Origin of the sequence: Paenisporosarcina sp. HGH0030 (assembly GCF_000411295.1) — a bacterium.
Lineage (GTDB): Bacteria > Bacillota > Bacilli > Bacillales_A > Planococcaceae > Paenisporosarcina.
Window position 1 is genome coordinate 417731 of the sequence record NZ_KE150421.1, and the last position, 15752, is coordinate 433482.

Annotated in this window: 16 protein-coding genes; 14 read left to right on the plus strand and 2 right to left on the minus strand. The window is 39.6% G+C overall.

Translation table 11 applies throughout. The features are described 5' to 3' along the window. Window positions 1-106: 106 nt before the first annotated feature. Genes gcvT through gcvPB form a run of 3 tightly spaced genes read left to right on the plus strand, consistent with a single transcriptional unit; the run spans window position 107 to window position 4034 of the window. Complete coding sequence (gene gcvT, locus HMPREF1210_RS02140) at window positions 107-1210, plus strand: glycine cleavage system aminomethyltransferase GcvT (RefSeq protein ID WP_016426950.1); 1104 nt, start codon at window positions 107-109, stop codon at window positions 1208-1210. Window positions 1211-1234: 24 nt separating this feature from the next. Beyond that, on the plus strand, window positions 1235-2581 hold the full coding sequence (gcvPA, locus tag HMPREF1210_RS02145) for an aminomethyl-transferring glycine dehydrogenase subunit GcvPA (protein ID WP_016426951.1): 1347 nt from the start codon (window positions 1235-1237) through the stop codon (window positions 2579-2581). Next, window positions 2544-4034: an aminomethyl-transferring glycine dehydrogenase subunit GcvPB gene (gene gcvPB, locus HMPREF1210_RS02150; RefSeq protein WP_016426952.1), complete on the plus strand. Its 1491-nt coding sequence runs from the start codon at window positions 2544-2546 to the stop codon at window positions 4032-4034. Before gcvPA ends, gcvPB begins: the two co-directional genes overlap by 38 nt. A gap of 378 nt (window positions 4035-4412) precedes the next feature. Here gcvPB and HMPREF1210_RS02155 read toward each other — a convergent pair whose 3' ends face one another. Both HMPREF1210_RS02155 and HMPREF1210_RS02160 read right to left on the minus strand, forming a co-directional pair. Continuing rightward, a complete protein-coding gene (locus tag HMPREF1210_RS02155) occupies window positions 4413-5681 on the minus strand; it encodes an ATP-binding protein (protein ID WP_016426953.1) in 1269 nt (422 codons plus the stop codon). Between the two features lie 82 nt (window positions 5682-5763). Beyond that, complete coding sequence (locus HMPREF1210_RS02160; protein ID WP_016426954.1) at window positions 5764-6144, minus strand: rhodanese-like domain-containing protein; 381 nt, start codon at window positions 6142-6144, stop codon at window positions 5764-5766. Window positions 6145-6254: 110 nt separating this feature from the next. On the opposite strand from HMPREF1210_RS02160, the gene HMPREF1210_RS02165 reads away from it, so the two are divergent. From HMPREF1210_RS02165 to HMPREF1210_RS02210, 11 genes are all read left to right on the plus strand, one after another. Then, entirely contained in the window at window positions 6255-7091 is an 837-nt protein-coding gene (locus tag HMPREF1210_RS02165; protein ID WP_016426955.1) for a biotin/lipoate A/B protein ligase family protein, read from the plus strand. Between the two features lie 176 nt (window positions 7092-7267). Next, entirely contained in the window at window positions 7268-9832 is a 2565-nt protein-coding gene (locus tag HMPREF1210_RS02170) for a vitamin B12-dependent ribonucleotide reductase (RefSeq protein WP_016426956.1), read from the plus strand. Window positions 9833-10093: 261 nt separating this feature from the next. Continuing rightward, entirely contained in the window at window positions 10094-10516 is a 423-nt protein-coding gene (locus tag HMPREF1210_RS02175; RefSeq protein ID WP_016426957.1) for a hypothetical protein, read from the plus strand. A 60-nt stretch (window positions 10517-10576) separates the two neighbouring features. Continuing rightward, window positions 10577-11020, plus strand: coding sequence for a type II 3-dehydroquinate dehydratase (gene aroQ / locus HMPREF1210_RS02180; protein WP_016426958.1), 444 nt, complete (start codon window positions 10577-10579; stop codon window positions 11018-11020). After that, window positions 11021-12082, plus strand: a complete 1062-nt coding sequence (locus HMPREF1210_RS02185; protein ID WP_016426959.1) for a Xaa-Pro peptidase family protein — start codon at window positions 11021-11023, stop codon at window positions 12080-12082. A gap of 16 nt (window positions 12083-12098) precedes the next feature. After that, window positions 12099-12659: an elongation factor P gene (gene efp, locus HMPREF1210_RS02190; protein ID WP_016426960.1), complete on the plus strand. Its 561-nt coding sequence runs from the start codon at window positions 12099-12101 to the stop codon at window positions 12657-12659. Window positions 12660-12930: 271 nt separating this feature from the next. After that, complete coding sequence (locus HMPREF1210_RS02195; RefSeq protein WP_036659311.1) at window positions 12931-13131, plus strand: SpoIIIAC/SpoIIIAD family protein; 201 nt, start codon at window positions 12931-12933, stop codon at window positions 13129-13131. A gap of 409 nt (window positions 13132-13540) precedes the next feature. Next, entirely contained in the window at window positions 13541-14443 is a 903-nt protein-coding gene (locus HMPREF1210_RS02200; protein ID WP_016426961.1) for a stage III sporulation protein AE, read from the plus strand. 2 nt (window positions 14444-14445) lie between these two features. Continuing rightward, on the plus strand, window positions 14446-14607 hold the full coding sequence (locus HMPREF1210_RS17905; protein ID WP_196930490.1) for a hypothetical protein: 162 nt from the start codon (window positions 14446-14448) through the stop codon (window positions 14605-14607). Between the two features lie 56 nt (window positions 14608-14663). After that, window positions 14664-15104 carry a hypothetical protein gene (locus tag HMPREF1210_RS02205; RefSeq protein ID WP_016426963.1) on the plus strand — a complete coding sequence of 147 codons (441 nt, stop codon included), beginning with the start codon at window positions 14664-14666 and terminating at the stop codon, window positions 15102-15104. Then, window positions 15101-15643, plus strand: a complete 543-nt coding sequence (locus HMPREF1210_RS02210; RefSeq protein ID WP_016426964.1) for a SpoIIIAH-like family protein — start codon at window positions 15101-15103, stop codon at window positions 15641-15643. Before HMPREF1210_RS02205 ends, HMPREF1210_RS02210 begins: the two co-directional genes overlap by 4 nt. The last annotated feature ends 109 nt before the right edge of the window (window positions 15644-15752 follow it).

The window sequence follows — 15752 nt, forward strand, 5'->3', positions numbered from 1 at the left end:
TAAAGGGGATTCTCTGTCCTTTTTTGTGGGTACAAGATTATTCATTTTGAAATCTGGAGACCAGATCTTATAAGAAAGATTGCTTAGTGAAGAGGAGGAAAATGAAATGTCGGAAAATTTAAAACGCACGCCGTTATTTGATTCGTATAAACCGTACGGTGGCAAAACTATTGATTTTGGTGGATGGGAACTACCTGTTCAATTTTCCAGTATAAAAGAAGAACATGAAGCGGTACGCACAAAAGCAGGATTATTCGATGTCTCACATATGGGTGAAATCATCGTTCGCGGTGAAGATAGCCTTGTATATCTTCAAAAATTGCTGACAAATGACGTTTCCAAACTTCAAGATGGCCAAGCGCAGTATAATGCAATGTGCTATGAAGATGGAGGTACTGTCGATGATTTATTAGTATATAAAATTGCACAGAATGACTATTTACTTGTCGTCAATGCTTCTAATATCGAAAAAGATTTTGAGTGGATGAAAAAATTCATGATCGGTGACACCGTTGCACTTAATGTTTCAGATTCATATGGTCAACTTGCATTGCAAGGACCACTTGCAGAAAAAGTTCTGCAAAGACTGACAAAAGAAGATTTAAGCGAAATCGGCTTCTTTAAATTCAAAACAAATGTAAAACTTGGCGAATATGATGCTTTAGTGTCGCGAACAGGTTATACAGGTGAAGATGGGTTTGAAATATACGGAGAACCTGCTTCCATAGTCGCGCTATGGGACTTGATTTTGGAAGAAGGAAAAGAAGACGGAGTATTACCTTGTGGTCTAGGTGCTCGGGATACTCTTCGGTTTGAAGCATGCTTGGCACTGTATGGCCAGGAGCTTTCAAGTGATATTTCACCACTGGAAGCGGGAATTGGGTTTGCAGTGAAATTGAAAAAAGAAGATGACTTTATCGGTCAAAAAGCGCTTGTTGCACAAAAAGAAGCGGGTATCCCACGCAAATTAGTAGGATTGGAAATGATTGATAAAGGCATTCCTAGACATGGCTATACCATTTTTAAAGATGATCAAGCTATTGGAGAAGTTACAACAGGTACACAATCCCCTACGCTGAAGAAAAATATTGGCTTGGGCTTGATTGTCAGCGAATTCACGGAGCTTGGAACTGAAGTTGAAGTGGAGATTCGTGGGAAGCGCTTGAAAGCTGTTACCGTGGCAACTCCGTTTTATAAACGCCAAAAATAACTGTCGGAAAGAGGTCATGACCCAATGAAACATCGTTATTTGCCAATGACGGAACAAGATCAAAAAGAAATGTTGGATACAATTGGTGTTTCTTCTATAGATGAGCTATTCTCAGATATTCCTGAAAAAGTTCGTTTCCAAGGAGAATATCAAATTAAAGCAGCCAAATCAGAGTCTTCTTTATTAAAAGAGTTGTCTCAAATGGCTGCGAAAAATGCGGACAATAAAGCATATGCATCCTTTTTAGGTGCTGGTGTATATGACCATTACAAGCCGATTATTGTAGACCATGTTATTTCTCGTTCTGAATTCTATACAGCTTACACTCCATATCAGCCAGAAATTTCACAAGGTGAGCTTCAAGCTATTTTTGAATTCCAAACAATGATTTGTGAGTTGACTGGAATGGATTTGGCGAACTCTTCGATGTATGACGGCGGTACAGCACTTGCAGAAGCAGGAATGCTTGCAGCTGGTCATACAAAACGCAAAAAACTTCTCGTTTCCGGTGCAGTCAATCCAGAATCTCAAGACGTGGTTCGCATGTATGCATTGGGTCAATCGATTGAAGTTGTTCAGATTCCAACTAAAGACGGCGTAACTGATATTGATGCATTAAGCGAAATGATCGATGACAATACTGCTGCTGTTCTTGTTCAATATCCTAACTTCTTTGGTCAAGTGGAAGACTTGCGCAAAGTTGAAGCAGTTACACATGGAGCGAAGGCTTTGATGGTGGTTTCTTCAAACCCATTGGCACTTGGGATTTTGACTTCACCAGGTAAACTTGGTGCAGATATTGTCGTAGGTGATGCGCAGCCATTCGGTATCTCTGAGTCCTTCGGCGGACCTCACTGTGGATACTTTGCGGTTACGAATAAATTAATGCGTAAAGTTCCAGGGCGTCTAGTAGGAGAAACAACAGATGAAGTGGGACGACGTGGTTTTGTTTTAACTTTGCAAGCGCGTGAGCAACACATTCGTCGTGACAAGGCAACTTCTAACATTTGTTCGAATCAGGCATTGAATGCACTTGCTGCTTCAGTAGCAATGACTGCGCTTGGTAAAAAAGGTGTGGAGGAAATTGCCACTCAAAATATCCTGAAAACGAACTATGCGAAAAAAGCATTTGAAGCGGCAGGTTTTGAAGTAGCGTACCAAGGTCCACACTTCAACGAAATCGTTGTCAACGTTAAAACGTCTGTAACAACTATAAATAAAGAGTTGTTTAATAAAGGCATCATTGGTGGATTCGACTTAGGAAAAGTTGATGGAAAATTGGAAGGGCATGCGTTAATCGCAGTCACTGAACAACGGACGAAAGAAGAAATCGATGCACTTGTGCAAGAAATGGGGTCTTTCCGTGCATAAAGATAATCAACCATTAATTTTTGAAATGACAAAAGAAGGCCGAGTAGGCTATAGCTTACCTGATCTTGATATTCCAGAAGTAGATTTATCAACGTTGTTGCCTGAAGGTTTGCTTCGAGAAGAAGCGGCGGAACTTCCTGAGGTATCTGAACTGGATATCATGCGTCACTATACAGCACTTTCTAAGCGTAATCACGGTGTCGATTCAGGATTTTATCCATTAGGCTCTTGTACGATGAAATACAATCCGAAAATCAATGAATCAGTCGCGCGTTTCCCTGGATTCGCTAATATTCATCCACTTCAAGATGAAGAGACTGTTCAAGGTGCAATGGAATTAATGTATGATCTTCAAGAACATTTGATTGAAATTACGGGAATGGATGATTTAACGCTTCAACCGGCTGCAGGTGCTCATGGAGAGTGGACTGCTCTAATGATGATTCGTGCTTTCCATGAAGCAAACGGGGACACACATCGTACGAAAGTAATCGTACCTGACTCTGCTCATGGGACAAACCCAGCATCGGCAACGGTAGCTGGATTTGATACAATCACGGTTAAATCTGACGAAAACGGCTTGGTTGATTTAGAAGATTTAAGAAGAGTGGTTGGGGAAGATACAGCTGCGTTAATGTTAACGAACCCGAATACTTTAGGATTATTTGAAGAAAACATTTTAGAAATGGCTTCTATTATCCACGGTGTTGGTGGGAAGTTGTACTATGATGGAGCAAACTTAAATGCGGTTATGTCAAAAGCACGTCCAGGCGATATGGGCTTCGACTGTGTTCATTTAAACTTGCATAAAACATTCACAGGCCCACACGGTGGTGGTGGACCTGGATCTGGTCCAGTTGGCGTGAAGAAAGATTTGATTCCATTCTTGCCAAAACCAGTACTTGTAAAAACAGAAGAAGGCTACCACTTCGATTACAATCGTCCTCAATCAATCGGGCGAGTGAAGCCGTTCTATGGAAACTTCGGAATCAATGTACGTGCCTATACGTATATTCGTTCAATGGGTCCAGACGGATTGAAAGCCGTAACAGAATACGCTGTATTAAACGCAAACTATATGATGCGTCGTCTGCAGCCTCATTTCGACTTGCCGTATGATCGTCATTGTAAACATGAATTTGTATTGAGTGGCCGTCGTCAAAAGAAATTGGGAGTCCGTACACTCGATATGGCTAAACGACTGCTTGACTTTGGATATCATCCGCCAACAATTTACTTCCCATTAAATGTAGAAGAAGGCATGATGATCGAACCGACAGAAACAGAATCCAAAGAAACGCTAGATGCGTTCATCGATGCGATGATCCAAATAGCGAAGGAAGTCGAAGAAACACCTGAAATCGTGCAACAAGCTCCTCATACAACAGTTATTAAACGTCTGGATGAGACTAAAGCTGCCCGTACACCAGTATTACGTTATAAAAAAGCATAACTAGAAAGGGGCTGTCCAAAAATCATGAAAATGACTTTTGAGAACAGCCCCTCTTTTTTTATAAGCTAGGTTCAATGTGATGGTAGATATACCGCAAAATAGCTGTGCTCTCCGCAGGCTTGCACTTAACTAACTCGATCTGATAAAATTAAAGTTTTCTTCTGTAAAGAAAATGGAAGAAGTATTCCAACATTCGCCTTCATAGTTTTCAGGGCGAACCTTTATATAACAAGAGACTTTAAGGTTACCGGCATCTTAGATTATTTCAAACATTTAATCACCCGTTTACTGTGATAAACTTTGATAAATTGCTGATTTCTTATTATTCAAAAATTGTAAAGTTCTAACATCAAAAGATTTATCTGACATAGCATTTAATTAAAATCCAATGGATGCTTCTTCATCTTCCCAATCATTTTTCTTTGACCGTTTATTTTGTTTTTGGAGCTCTTTAATCCGTTTCTCGTAAGCAAGTTCACCGTCATAATGCCAATTCAGTGCGACTGACATATACAATTCATTTAATTGGGACATCGATAAGCCTTTGGTCAGTCTAGCCATATCATAAACTTGTTCCTCTGAGAAAATATCTTTAAGATCCATTTTTCGTAAATAGTGCTCGCGTACTGATACAGAGGGAGACGGAATTTCGTAAGCACGATCAAATCGACCGGCACGGTTTATCAATGCAGGATCAATTTTTTGCGGATAGTTGGTGGTTCCGATAATGAACAACCCTTCACGCGATTGTGTACCGTCCAGTGTATTGAGAAAGACGGAGCGGGTGTATTCCGGCATGGAATCAATATCTTCGATGACAAGAATGGCTGGTGCCAATTGCGTGACAATGCCAAATACTTCCTGAATGGAATGACTACCTGTAAATTCCGTGATTTGCCAATAAACAACCGGAGCATTAGTTGACCCTGTAATGGATTTTACTAGTGTTGTTTTTCCGTTGCCGGGAGATCCATATAATAAAATTCCCCTTTTGTAAGGTAATCCGTATTCCTTGAAAAATTGGCCATCCGCAGTAAAGAACTGATCGATAGAACGGAAGATGTCCTGTTTGATTGACTCTTCCAACATGACTTCTTCACGACTGACTACAGCATGCTCGCCGTAATTACGGCGTTTTACTCCATCCTCCGTGTCTACTAAAAAGGTAACGGACTGCATCAGCATCTGGCGCAGTTTTTCATTGATGTCCTTCAGGAATTCCAACGCTTTTTCAGCTGATTGAGCATAGCATTGGAATTCAGGCCAGGTATGGTCTGTTGTGTAGAATGAGACAACTGTCAATGCCACTTCATGATCAGGGAAATAAATGATTTGGTTCTCAAAAGTATTGCTGACTATTAAATGGTTGTCATTGGCGTCTTCCGAAGTTGCCGACACTTTACCGAGTGTTCGTGATTCATAAATATGGCTGAGTGATTCAAATGAAAGCAATCCTTTTTCCATCATTTCAAGGACATGTGCATCAAGCTGAGATATAGTCTCTCCTATATAAATATGTTGCCATGGACCTGGAAGTCTCTTCTGCAAAGTTTCGATGATTCTGCGGGAAACAAATGCGAGATCTTCATAGTGAGGCAATGAGTGTCTGGTGTCTTCTTGGTGGGTAATAAGTGTATTTGGTTTCATTGCAACCTCCAATATTATTTAGTTTACATAAATACGTTTAAGTTTAAAAAAAGTTCCTCCGTTTGGAAGAACTTTGAATGACTTATTTTGTTCTGATTTTCCCAGTCCACTGACGGAAACCGCCTTGCAGTTGGTAAATCTGGTTATAGCCTTTTTTCTTAAGGAACAATGCCGTACGTGCGCTTCTTGCACTATTTTGGCAATATAAGTATACGGGCTTGTCCGCACGAATTTCTTTGTAACGCTGACGCATTTGTGATGAAGGAATATTACGTGCTCCAAGGATATGCCCACCTTCAAATTCTTTAGGTTCACGCACATCCACAAGTTGTGCTTTACGGTATCCTTCAATAAATTGTTCTTGTGTTAAACCTGATACAGCCTTTTTTAATCGCAAAGACGAGATTAAAAAGTAAATGATCAAACCAAATAATGCAGCAGAGATAATGTATACAAATGTCAAAACAACTTTCCCCTTTCTATCTATGTACTTATTATAAAAGAAAGTGTAGCCACAATACAATCGGTTTGTTAATATGAATAGCATTGCGACATTTTGAGGAGGAAAATATTATGTCTAAACCGATTTGGTATTTTATTAATTCTGGCGCTTGCAGTCCGTCCTTCAATATGGCGCTGGATGAAGCTTTAATGGACTGGCATAGTGATGGGATCCTTCCACCTATTGTCCGATTCTATGGATGGGCACCTGCAACATTATCCATAGGTTATTTTCAAAATGTCCAAAAAGAAATCAACATGGATGCTGTCAAAGAGCATAACTTAGGTTTTGTCAGACGTCCCACCGGAGGACGTGGCGTATTGCATGAACATGAATTAACATATAGCATTATCGTCAGTGAAGACTATCAAGATATGCCTGCGACCGTCACGGAAGCTTACCGTGTGCTAAGTGAAGGGTTATTGATTGGCTTTCAGAAGCTTGGATTGAACGCCTATTTCTCGGTGCCTGATACTGATAAAATGAAGAGTGATTTAAAAAATCCAAAAAGTGCCGTCTGTTTCGATGCACCGTCATGGTATGAACTAGTTGTGGAAGGTAAAAAAGTAGCAGGAAGTGCACAAACAAGACAAAAAGGTGTCATTCTTCAACATGGAGCGATTCTTTTAGACCTGGATGAAGATAAACTAGTTTCTTTATTTAACTATCCATCGGAAGCAGTAAAAGAGCGAGTTCGTAGAGGCCTTCCGCAAAAAGCGGTGGCAATAAATCGTTTGCGGGAAACTCCAGTTACGATCGAAGAATGTGAAGAAGCATTTAAAGATGGTTTTGCTGAAGGTCTTAATGTCAATTTTCAACCATATGTGCTAACAATCGAGCAATTGGATTATGTGAAAAAGCTTGAAACTCGACGTTATGCAAATGACGAATGGACATACCGTAAATAATAGGTAAAAAGAATTAATTTGACCAAAAAATAAGTAGTATTTTCCTATAGACGTTGTGTGTGTATGTTCGAACATACATCCGCTTTATTTGATTTAGATGTCAATATATAGTACCCTAAACACAACGCGTAACACTATATGTAGTGTTTTTTCTGTTAATTAAGGAGGAGTAGTAAATGGTACTAGTTTCCAAGCAACAAATAGGGGAGTTAAACATTGAAATGTTGAATAATGACATCATTTCATTCCCTCAAGTTCATCCCATCACGAATGACATGACATTAACTCACAAAGGTGTATCTAGGTTAGTCATGATTGACCGCTATTCTTTTAAAGATACTGAAAAGAAAACACTAAAAGCAGGCGACTTTGTCGTATTGACGGTTAAGGAAGACCCGAAATTCCCTGCCCGCGGTTTGGGTTATGTTGTTTCCATCGATCATTCGACAAATAAAGTACGTGTTTTAATTGAAGAAGATTATAGAAGTGCAATTGATGATCCAATTGAGCAGGAGTCGGGTATTGTAACTCGTTCCATTAATGTCATCGAAAAACCTTTGGAAGTTTTCTATGAGCAAATTGCTAAACGCAATGCGACCGGACTTGCTTCTGTTGAAACTTCTGAAGAGAAGAAAAAAGAATGGTTTGAAAAGTTTTATCAGCAATTGGTCCAATTGAAATTTATTCCCGCAGGACGTGTGCTTTATGGAGCGGGTGCAGGAACAGACGTTACATACTTCAATTGTTACGTTATGCCCTTTGTGCCGGATTCCCGTGAAGGTATTTCCGATCACCGTAAACAAGTAATGGAAATTATGAGTCGAGGTGGGGGAGTTGGAACAAACGGATCAACTTTGCGTCCACGCAATACACTCGCTAAAGGTGTAAACGGAAAGTCATCTGGTTCTGTTTCATGGTTGGACGATATCGCAAAACTAACACATTTGGTTGAGCAAGGCGGCAGTCGCAGAGGCGCTCAAATGATTATGTTGGCAGATTGGCATCCTGACATTGCGGAATTCATCATTTCCAAAATGCAAAATCCTAGAATTCTACGTTTCCTGATTGAAAATACAAATGATGAAACTATCAAGCAATTAGCGAAAGACAAGCTTAAATTTAAAGCTCTGACACATCAAGAAGAAGCAATGTACCAAGGGATAGTAAATTACAAGACAATTCCTGGCCAGGGTGGATTCAGTGATGCAATTTTCCGTGATGCAGAAACGAAACTCCACGATGGAGGCACATATAGTGTTAACAATTCCGAATTCTTAACAGGAGCCAATATATCTGTGACATTGACCGACGATTTCATGAAAGCTGTGGAAGAAGACGGCGATCACGAGTTACGCTTCCCCGCTGTTGAAAGTTATTCAGCTGAGGAAATGGTAACGTACAATGAGAAATGGCACGAAGTCGGGGATGTACGTGAATGGGAAAAACAAGGACATGCCATCCGAACTTACCGTACGATGAAAGCGAAAGATTTGTGGAATCTCATTAACGTTTGTGCAACGTATTCTGCAGAGCCTGGCATTTTCTTTATCGACAATGCAAACGAAATGACCAATGCAAAAGCGTATGGACAACAAGTGGTTGCTACCAACCCATGTGGAGAACAACCGTTGGCACCTAATTCTGTATGTAACTTGGCAGCTGTGAATTTAGCTCAGTTTGCGAATAAAGATACAAAAACTGTCGATTTTGATAGCTTGAGAGAAACAGTACGTGTTGGAGTTCGCATGCAGGACAATGTTATTGATGCAACACCTTACTTCCTTGAAGACAATAAAAAACAAGCTTTGGGTGAACGTCGTGTTGGTCTAGGAGTAATGGGGCTTGCAGACTTACTAATTTATTGTGAAAAAGAGTACGGTTCAGTGGAAGGTAACGTTCTTGTCGACCAAATCTTCGAAACGATAGCAGTAACAGCATATGAAACATCTGCAGAACTTGCTGCAGAACGTGGAAGTTTCCCGTTCTTGCAAGGGGAAACAAATGAAGAAACTAACCGTCTGAGAGACGCTTTCATCAATACCGGATTTATGAAAAAAATGCCTGAGCATGTTCGTCAGTCTATCAAAGAAACAGGCATTCGCAACTCTCACTTGTTGACCGTAGCACCAACTGGATCAACTGGAACATTAGTGGGAGTGTCGACAGGTCTGGAACCTTATTTCTCCTTCACGTACTATCGTAGTGGCCGTTTAGGGAAATTCATCGAAGTAAAAGCGGACATTGTTCAGGAATACTTGAACGCAAACCCTGAAGCAGATGAACAAAGCTTGCCAGAATGGTTTGTTGCTTCAATGGAATTGGCACCTGAAGCGCATGCGGATGTTCAGTGCATAATTCAACGTTGGATTGACAGCTCGATTTCGAAAACTGTTAATGCACCACGTGGTTATACAGTTGAACAAGTACAAGGCGTTTATGAAAGACTTTATCGTGGTGGTGCTAAAGGCGGGACAGTTTATGTGGATGGCAGCCGTGATGCACAAGTCCTGACACTTAAAGCGGAAGAAAATGTGATGGATGAACATCATTATGAAGAAACCATCATTGGGAAACGTCCAGTTGTCCTGATCGATACAATCCAAGATCTTCGTTCAACGAATGTCACAATCGGCTCAGAAGTAGGAAACACGTGTCCTGTTTGCCGTCAGGGGACCGTAAAAGAAATGGGTGGCTGTAATACGTGTACAAATTGCGGTGCTCAATTGAAATGTGGACTTTAAGTTTAACAGTTAAAAACGCTGTTTTGAGAATGCCACTAGCAAGTAGATTTATTAGATGAAGAAAACGCACGCTGTATCCTTGGGATACAACGTGCGTTTTTTCGTTTTAGATTAATCTGTTTAACAATGAAAGAGCCGTATCAACGCTTGCAACAGTAATTATCGCTTTAATTGTACTAATTTTTTAAAAAAGCACTATATCTATGAATAGAGAGAGTGAGGTTAGTCAAAATTGAATAAATAGAAAGGATTGTGATTTGAATGAAAGGTACTCACTTCTTAACGATTTCAGTAGCACATGCTGTGGTTTTCACTATAATATTAAAGTTTTTATATGTTTTTGATTATATTCCATGGAGCCCAATAAAATGGACTAAGAGATGGCAAGTATTTTCCGACGCTCACCCATCAGTCAAATGGTTTTTTACTTTTCTGGTCGTCTTCTTGGTCATCAATCTTGCGATGGCTCTGTTCATGATTGTCAGCAAAATGCCGGCGATTGCCACGTCAATTGTTGTTGGATTTGCCATCTGGATTCTGCTGGAATGGAGTATTTATCAAGATTTTTCCCATATAAGTTGGAAGTCGGTACCGATTATTTCGGTTATTTTAATAATTTGCAGAGCCCTTGCCGAGACGATTCATTACTATGACCAAGAGGTTTATGATGACAAGAGAAAGTAGTTGCTGCAACTATTTGTTATGATAAAATGAAGGGGGCACGATGGAACTGGAGGAAAAAAGATGAAAATTCTTTGTTTAAATGGGCCTAACCTAAATCGTTTAGGAAAACGTGAACCTGCTATTTATGGACATGAAACGTTGGAAGATGTAGAGCAAAAGCTTATAACTTACGGAAAACAATCGGATATTCATGTTCAATGTAAGCAATCGAATCACGAAGGTGAACTAATTGATTGGCTGCACAATGCAGAAGATGATGGAATTAACGGCATTATTTTCAACCCTGGAGCTTATACTCATACAAGTTATGCGATACGTGATGCCATCGCTTCCATTACCGTTCCGGTAATAGAGGTTCATATTTCTAATATCCATAGCAGAGAAAGTTTTCGTCACAAATCTGTCTTGGCTCCTGAATGTGTTGGTCAAATATGTGGTCTCGGAACTTTCGGTTATACTTTAGCACTAGAAACATTTTTACATAGAAGAAAAGGGGAATCTTAAATGGAGAAATTGTCTAAATTACGTGAAGCTTTAGGGGAACACCAGATTGACGCCTTGTTAATTACAAGTGGCTACAATCGCCGGTACATAACTGATTTTACGGGGACTGCTGGTATTGCCATCGTTTCCAAAGATCAAGCTGTTTTTATTACGGATTTCCGTTACACGGAACAAGCGGCAAAACAGATTAAAAACTTTGAAATTGTCCAACATACGAAAACGATACTGGAAGAAGTAAGTGTCCAATTAGAAAAAATGAATGTGAGAAAAGTAGGTTTTGAGAAAGACGACATGAGCTATGCCATGTATGAGAGTTACAAAAAGGCAGTTAATACTGAACTTGTACCTGTATCAGGTCTTATTGAGAAAATCCGCTTGATTAAGACGCCACAAGAGATTACTATTATTAAGGCTGCCGCGGATATCGCTGAAGCGGCTTTTGAACATATCCTTACATTTATCGCACCTGGAAAAACGGAATTGGAAGTTTCTAATGAACTTGAATTCTTTATGCGCAAACAAGGAGCATCATCATCTTCATTCGATATTATTGTGGCATCTGGGCTTCGTTCTGCACTTCCACATGGTGTCGCGACGGATAAAGTCATCGAAAAAGGTGATTTTGTTACATTGGACTTCGGTGCGTTGTATAATGGATATGTATCAGACGTAACGAGAACTGTTGCTATCGGTGAACCGAGTGAGCAATTAAAAGAAATTTATCAAATTGTACTAGACTCACAACTGTTGTCTTTGGAAAAAATCAAACCAGGTATGACTGGAATTGAGGCGGATGCAATCGCTCGTGATTATATCAAATCCAAAGGTTATGGTGAAGCGTTCGGTCATTCTTTAGGACATGGTATCGGATTAGAAGTACACGAAGGCCCTGGATTATCTTTCCGTTCGGAAACTGTTCTGGAAGAAGGTATGGTAATCACAATTGAGCCGGGTATTTATTTACCTGGTGTCGGTGGGGTTCGTATTGAAGATGATGCGATTGTTACAGCTACAGGGCTTGAAAAATTAACACATTCTACAAAAGAGTTACTTATCTTATAATTTTGGAGGAACACTCATGATTTCTGTAAATGATTTTAAAACAGGTTTAACAATTGAAGTAGATGGCGGTATTTGGCGCGTACTTGATTTCCAACACGTGAAACCAGGTAAAGGTGCAGCGTTTGTTCGTTCTAAACTACGCAACATTCGTACAGGTGCAGTGAATGAAAAAACATTCCGTGCTGGAGAAAAAGTGGAGAAAGCTCAAATTGATAACCGCAAAATGCAGTATCTTTACGCAAATGGTGATACTCATAATTTCATGGATACTGACTCGTATGAACAAATTGAACTTGATTCAAAACAAATCGAGTACGAATTGAAATTCCTTCGTGAAAACATGGAAGTGCATATCATGCAATACCAAGGGGAAACGTTAGGTGTAGAATTGCCGAATACGGTTGTTTTGGAAGTTACTGAAACAGAACCTGGTATTAAAGGTGATACAGCTAGTGGCGGAACGAAACCTGCAATTTTGGAAACTGGATTATCAGTTCAAGTTCCTTTCTTCATTAACCAAGGTGATAAACTGATCATCAACACATCTGAAGCGGCTTACGTTTCAAGAGCACAATAATTAGAAAAGTGTAAAGTGCGCCTCTAGCCTGTCGTCGGCGTGGAGGGAAGGTTTCCTTTGCGACGAGTAACCGCAGGAGCAAGTGGGCGCTTGAAACTGGACATACCATAAATTTTTAAGGAAGAAAATCCTTGAAAATTTATTACTTACCTAAATAATGAATAAAAAATAAAGTTGCCAATTGCACCTAGTGCTATTGGCAACTTTTTTTCATGTCTCAGCTTCTTTTTGCATACGATGAATAGACAGAGGAGGGGACAAGTCGGAATTTATGGATGTAATTCGAGTGGCAGGAATCGGATTGATTCTTGCATTGTTACACCTTTTCTTTGAACAGACGGGGAAAAAAGAATTTTCATTCTTTTTATTTGTATTTGGGTATCTGTATATGACCGTGGAAATGTTACGTTTCCTACGTTTCTTCTTTCAAGAAATCACTACTTTTTTCGAATGGCTTACCATTTCGGTGTAAGTCATGCAAATGATCCTGGTAACGATAGTAATCATATTTCTGATGTTGTTGCTTAAACAAATCCTACCGCAATTTACACCTCTACTTTTGAGCTTTTTCTTTTTTATTTTACTCTCGAATATTTTATTTCAAACTCTTTTTCCAATCGTAAGAAACGTTCTTGAATCTGCACCTAAGGAAGCGCTCCCAATAGCCAGAGTATTGCTGATTTCTGTATTCGTGACATTTATAGGTGAAGCCTTGATTGAATGGTGCCGAAATTTAAATCTGAATACATTTGTTCCCATCATTTCGATAAGTTGTCATGTGTTGATTCTCACCTATTGGTTGCCTCTCATTCAGCAAATGTTTAACACGCTGACGCGGCTATTGATCGAATAATATAGGTGTAAAAGAGGTGAGAAGGTTCATGCTTGAACCCTTGTATGCCTATTTTTTTGGTGTAACCCGATACTTTATCGTACTGCTGATCGCTATTGTTTTTGCGATGATCATCGATATTTTATTTCCTGCAGCCAAACGATGGACAAGGTTATCCCTGTTTTGTATTGCTGTCCTGTATACATTGACGCCTGCCATTGATGCGATGCATATTATGCAGCAATTTGCGCGACAGATGGTGACGGTTTTTATGAGTGTCTACCCCGTGTTGACAGCGGGCTTGTTGATGAATAGTGGAACGATGGCATTTTCAATTTGGAACCCTGCGCTCTATGTATTTATTCAATTTACAGTGGTGCTGACCGAAAGAATCCTTATTCCATTACTTATGACCACCATATTGCTGGACTTCATTAGTCGCTTTCATCCGGCTACCCCATTTTCAAAACTGACCGATATTATTCGCACTTCTTTACTAAGTATCGTTTCAGCAGTAGTCGTCATTTATAGTTTTTTCATTTCGGTGCAAGGGTTTATTTCTTGGAATATCTCAAGTGCTGTTACGGAGCCCATCAAAAAAATCATTCAGCAAAACATCCCGTTTGTTGGTTCTTTTTTTTCTGAGAGTCTTAGTACATTTACTCGATTTTCTTCTTCAATCACTTCGATTACTGGCGGTGGCATTGCCATCACAATCCTACTGGTTGTGTTGATCCCTACTTTGAAAACCATCAGTATCGCGTTTTGCTATCGAGTAGTGGCTGCCATTATTGAACCATTCGGACCAGAGGATCTGGCCAGTTTTCTTGATGATATCGGAAAGTCGATTTTCGTTTTAAGTATCTTGTCATTTCTTATTGCCTTTGCGTTTTTCTATACAGCCATTTTCATTGTGATATTAGTAAAATTCTCCATGATGATGAGGGGTTAATGATGGCTGAATGGTTAAAGGGATTAATGTTCATTATTCTGCTGAGTGAAGTTCTTCAGGCTATCTTCCAGAAGTCTGATTCAAATGAAAAGATAGAAGAATATACGAAGCTGGGACTTGCCATGTACATGTTATTGTTTATCTCTTCTTTTTTCTATGAATAGTTGAGGAATGCTTGTCATATAGTTTATCAAATGCCTGTCTCACTTAAGAGAGGAGCGTGATTCCATCCATTAAAACGAATCGAATGAAAAGCGGGATCCTGCTCGCGAGTCTCTTGGTATTCATGGTGTTTTTCTTACTGAATGAATCCATTTTCACCAAGCAACCTAACACATCCAGTCAGTCACAAGATGCAGTAACGCTGGAACACTCATTGAAAACGGCATTGGAAAAAATGGCTGGGGTAGGTGAAGTCGAATTATTTTTTTACACAGGCATGAACGAGCCTCAACAAACAGTTACGGAAAAACCTAGCTTTGCCTTGTTTGATCAGACAACCAATGAGCAAAAAACTATTCAATCAGTATTGGTAGTAGCCACTGGAGCAGATCAAGCAAAAACCAGAATTATGTTAAAAGAATACTTAGCAGCAGTATTATTACTGCCAGAACATCGAATTGTCGTCGTCCCGATGGATGAGAAAGGGGTTTCTAAATGAAAGTCAAAAAACGTACAGTATGGATGCTAACTCTATTAAGTTTGGTAGCAGTAATTTCGGTGTATTACGTGAACGAACCTAACAATATGCCCTTTGATGGTTTAGCTATTTTCTCAGATGAAGACCTTGATCAAATGAAGGTCGAAGACACAACTGAAGATGAATCAGTTACACCAGTATATGCTCAAAGTGCGTTATTTGAAGAAATGAGAATGGAATTACTAAACGAACGCAGTGAGTTGAAAACACAATTAACAACACAAATTGCGTCAAACGAAATGTCGGCTGATGAAGTAAATGAAGCTTACTCAACTATTAACGATTTAACAGTACGCGAATCAACGGAAGCAATGCTTGAAATGCTCATTCGTTCACTAGGTTACTCAGATGCCTATGTACAGACAGATACAGGGAAAGTAGATGTAACTGTAATCGCTGATGAACTTGGAAAATCACAAGCAAATGAAATTATTCACATCGTAATGAAACAATGGGAAGATGCAAAAAAAGTAACGGTAGCATTCCAACCAGCTTCATAATGAACGAAAAGGGCCGATATGGTCCTTTTTTTCATTTTTCTTAACAAAACCATGCCGGATTAAAATCGAATCATTGCTCCTGCGGTTATTCGTCGCAAAGGAAACCTTG